This window comes from Holospora undulata HU1 (assembly GCF_000388175.3).
GTDB lineage: Bacteria > Pseudomonadota > Alphaproteobacteria > Holosporales > Holosporaceae > Holospora > Holospora undulata_A.
Genome location: NZ_ARPM03000057.1, coordinates 1 through 3583, shown reverse-complemented (window position 1 = coordinate 3583; position 3583 = coordinate 1). Strand labels below are relative to the sequence as shown.

The following is a 3583-nucleotide window of genomic DNA, read 5'->3' as shown; positions in this document are numbered from 1 at the left end:
AAGCTTGGATTTTTAAAGTCTGTGATCGTGCTGGAAAACGGCTTATCGATTGGGAATTTGGTGATCGCTTGAGTCAAACATTCAAACGACTTTTTGAACGATTAAAAAAATAGAAAATTTTATTTTATTGCGCAGATCATTGGGCAGATTTTAATAAAATTATTCCAAGCCCCCGCCTCTTTCAGGAAAAAGATAAAACCTTTTCCATAGATACAAAATAATTCTCGGCATTGCCATTGGTTTGCAAGATTTTACCCCCCCTTGCAAACACGCGATCACTTGAAATGCTAGAGGGAACACTGCTTATTTTTGCGGCACTTCACGTTAATAAAACTTTTATAACCTGTATTTATGATTTAGCTAACCTTCTTAATAGGATCATGGAATGGGCTATCATACTCATGTTTTCATCAGTCGCTATGGCAATTTCATAATCTTTAGATACCCTTCGAAAATGATTTAGCCATGCAAATGTTCTTTCGACAATCCAAAACTTTGGAAGTATAGCCCATTCTTGAGATATACGCTCTGATTGCTATAGTTCTTTTTTCCCCCATCTATACCTATTTTTCTGAGACACCTGTGGGGTTAACGCTTTGTGAATGATGCTATAGCTGGGATTCTTACTCCTTTCATACTTAATTCGACTTGTCTTAACAAAGTTCATGCATCACTTTTGCCCATACCCCCTTATCCTACATCGTCTATAAAACAATGTACCGTAAAATATGGTGGAAAATCTTTTGGTCGCATGCGCCATTGACAACCGCTCTTGATTATATAAAATACTTCATTAACACCTTCTTTTTTGTTGTATTTGCTTTTATTGCCGTAATTGCCGCTATCAAAATGATGCTTTATCACATCCCTCTCTCTTAAATCGCTTGGATAATTCATCTTCTACACCTCCAAGCCTTTTATATTACACTTTTTTATTCATGAATACAGGTTCTTAGAATAAATCATGCTATCTTTGTTTGAAAATTTCCTTATTTTTAACAGCAAATATTTTATTAAAAATTTTACATAATTTTGATAAAATAGTTAATGTAAAAACAACTTATATATAAAAATGTTAAGAAAATTTATTGTTATATTTTTTGTGCTTTCCATGAATACGGCAGTACTTGCTATATCAGATCAAGTATCAGAAAACAATCTCTCTTCTATTGTAGATCAATATCAGTATTTAAAAAATTTATACAAAAAAGAAAATAAAAATTTTCCTATAAAATCACTTTTCCCACCGTACCCAAAAGATCCTTCTATAACACTAATTACGTATAAAGAAAAAGAAGCATTCTATAAAATAATTTTTGAATATTTTAAAAATTATTTAAAAGAAACAAAAAAAGAATTAATCGAAAAGATATTTGAATCAGACAAACTTAAATCTGAATCAGATAAACTTAAATTAAACGAAAAAGTAAAAAAATTACTGATGGGGGGAGTTTCTATTTTTTTTAAACATATGAGAATAGCAAAAGCTTATGAAATAAACATGATAAAAAGTATAATAAAATCGAAAGTTTTAAAAACGAAAGATTTAAAAAGGAAAGATTTAGAAAGGAAAGATTTAGAAAAATTTGATAAGCAGATAGAAAATTTGGATAATACCGTTAATACAATTTTAAGTAACGAAGAAGAAAAACCATGGAATAAAGAAGAAAAAGATATGCTATTACTCATTGAAAATGGAAAAATTCCCGCAGTCAAAGCAATCATAAGAGGGTTTGAGGGATACGCCGAATGTTTACCTGCTATTACGTGGCGCATATCGCCAAAAACTCTTGATGATGGATTATTAGAAAAAAAAATAACCTCCATACAAAACGAAGAAATAGAAGAAATAGAAGAAAAAGAATTAAATGAATATGTTAATACATTAATCCAAGAAAATGAAAGCACTTCACCAACGCAGCAAGTTTCGAAAATTCAAGAAACTCAGAAAATACAACACGCTTCTCAACAGCAAATTTTGCAAACACAATCGCAAAACCAAAAAGCTTCAATAATTGAAAAAACTCAGCAATCCACAAGTTCACAAAATTCAAAAAAAAATAAACCTGAAGAAAATATAAAAAGCTCTAAAAGTTCTCTCAGTGCCCAAACCCCAAAAATAAACCCAAAAAATAAACAAAAATCTAGAAGTTTTCTCTAAAGGTTTTTTATATCGGTAAGGAATGATCTTAAAAAACTAAATTCGGAGATTTATTTTTCAAATTTATGCGCAATTAGAATAAAACCTTATTATGATTTTTCTGAACGTGGGATAAAGGATTTTTTTTGGTTCCTTTAAAAGACATTTTGCTCTTTCGAATTTTAAAATTATGAACCTGTCCTTCATAAACTTTTTAGAATGGGCTTTAAGCATAAGGCGCTTCTTCTTTCCTGAGTGGTTCTCTTTCTGGTTCTTTTCAGGCCCTTGTTTGGTAATTTCCGTAACGTCTGCCAAAATCGCTTTACCCCCTTCCTATGTTGGAGTGTGCGAAAAACATTAACGTTGTGAAAATTAAACAGATATCCCAAAACCGGCCTATCCCTTGTTTACTGCCTCTGGTATACAGGCCCAAGCTTCTACTCCCTATCCCCAACTTCTAAACCTGTCAGCTGATTAAAACATCAAGGCCGCTTTACAAGATCTCTATACGATAATGATATCCAATTTATCCAAACTTAAAACCTAACCTTCCTAAAAACCTTTATTTCTTTATAATGAAATGTATCCTTTCGCAGAAGGTCTACTTATCTATGAAAGTAATGGGCCTTGTATTGATCAAGCTTTTGGCAGAGCGTTTTTCTGGATCCGCTTGGGGATGTGTAAGGGATTTTTATAGAGGTAACTTCTGTGCGCTTGAGAAAAGCCTTGCACGCATTTCACTCACGCCTAAGCGTTTAGTACGTTCATACTTGTGGGTATCCGGGTATTCTTCAAAATCTTTTCTTAGTGTGTCCATATCAATTTTGGTAGTAGGTTTTATTACGTTTTATTTTCAAGACTATATTCTTACACCAGCGTCAGATACTAGATGAATTCACACAAAAATGTATTACAGCCTTGACCATACTCAGGCATTGGAAAAAATTACGCCATTACGCATTTTTAAGTGTTCATTGATGATCTGAGAAAACACTCTAGCTTCTAAAAATTCAAAATTTTTCGGTGGTTTAGCTTAGGTAAAAAGGTATGGTACATTCATGCTGAATAAAATTGTTTAAAAGTTTAGAGTTAATAGTGTCAAGCGGAAACTCTGTGAGCAAGCTGAATCTTTCACAAACAGCAAAACTTATCGCGCATTTGGAAAGCCATAACGTATATGAAAGTAAGGATGTTTAGTCTCAGTAAGAAATGTTTAGGATTAAGTATAAAATATTCAAGATGAATTATCCACTGATTTAAAATAAATTGCCAAGGAGTTTTTCCTTTGATAGCTTTGAGTCGTTTAGCAAAGTTGTAAGCCATCAGATAAGCATGCACATGCTGTTTTAGCTCATCATGAGAAGCATAATGAAAGCTATTAACTGTTGCTTTTTTTAGAGTTCTATTCATTCGCTCTACTTGCCCATTAGTCTATGGATACTT

Annotated in this window: 4 protein-coding genes and 1 pseudogene; 3 read left to right on the top strand and 2 right to left on the bottom strand. The window is 32.3% G+C overall.

Features of this window, described 5'->3' with window-relative positions; genetic code table 11:
• Window positions 1-236: 236 nt before the first annotated feature.
• On the top strand, window positions 237-434 hold the full coding sequence (locus K737_RS09210; protein WP_152531016.1) for a hypothetical protein: 198 nt from the start codon (window positions 237-239) through the stop codon (window positions 432-434).
• Window positions 435-690: 256 nt separating this feature from the next.
• Here the strand turns inward: K737_RS09210 and K737_RS00820 are convergent, their stop codons facing one another.
• On the bottom strand, window positions 691-897 hold the full coding sequence (locus K737_RS00820) for a transposase (RefSeq protein WP_006295061.1): 207 nt from the start codon (window positions 895-897) through the stop codon (window positions 691-693).
• Between the two features lie 214 nt (window positions 898-1111).
• Between K737_RS00820 and K737_RS00815 the strand changes: the two genes are divergently transcribed.
• Both K737_RS00815 and K737_RS12180 read left to right on the top strand, forming a co-directional pair.
• Window positions 1112-2161, top strand: a complete 1050-nt coding sequence (locus K737_RS00815; RefSeq protein ID WP_152531015.1) for a hypothetical protein — start codon at window positions 1112-1114, stop codon at window positions 2159-2161.
• A gap of 590 nt (window positions 2162-2751) precedes the next feature.
• A complete protein-coding gene (locus K737_RS12180; protein ID WP_006295069.1) occupies window positions 2752-3033 on the top strand; it encodes a hypothetical protein in 282 nt (93 codons plus the stop codon).
• Between the two features lie 331 nt (window positions 3034-3364).
• Here K737_RS12180 and K737_RS00800 read toward each other — a convergent pair.
• Window positions 3365-3571, bottom strand: a pseudogene (locus K737_RS00800) (integrase core domain-containing protein); the annotation flags it as partial.
• Between the last annotated feature and the right edge of the window lie 12 nt (window positions 3572-3583).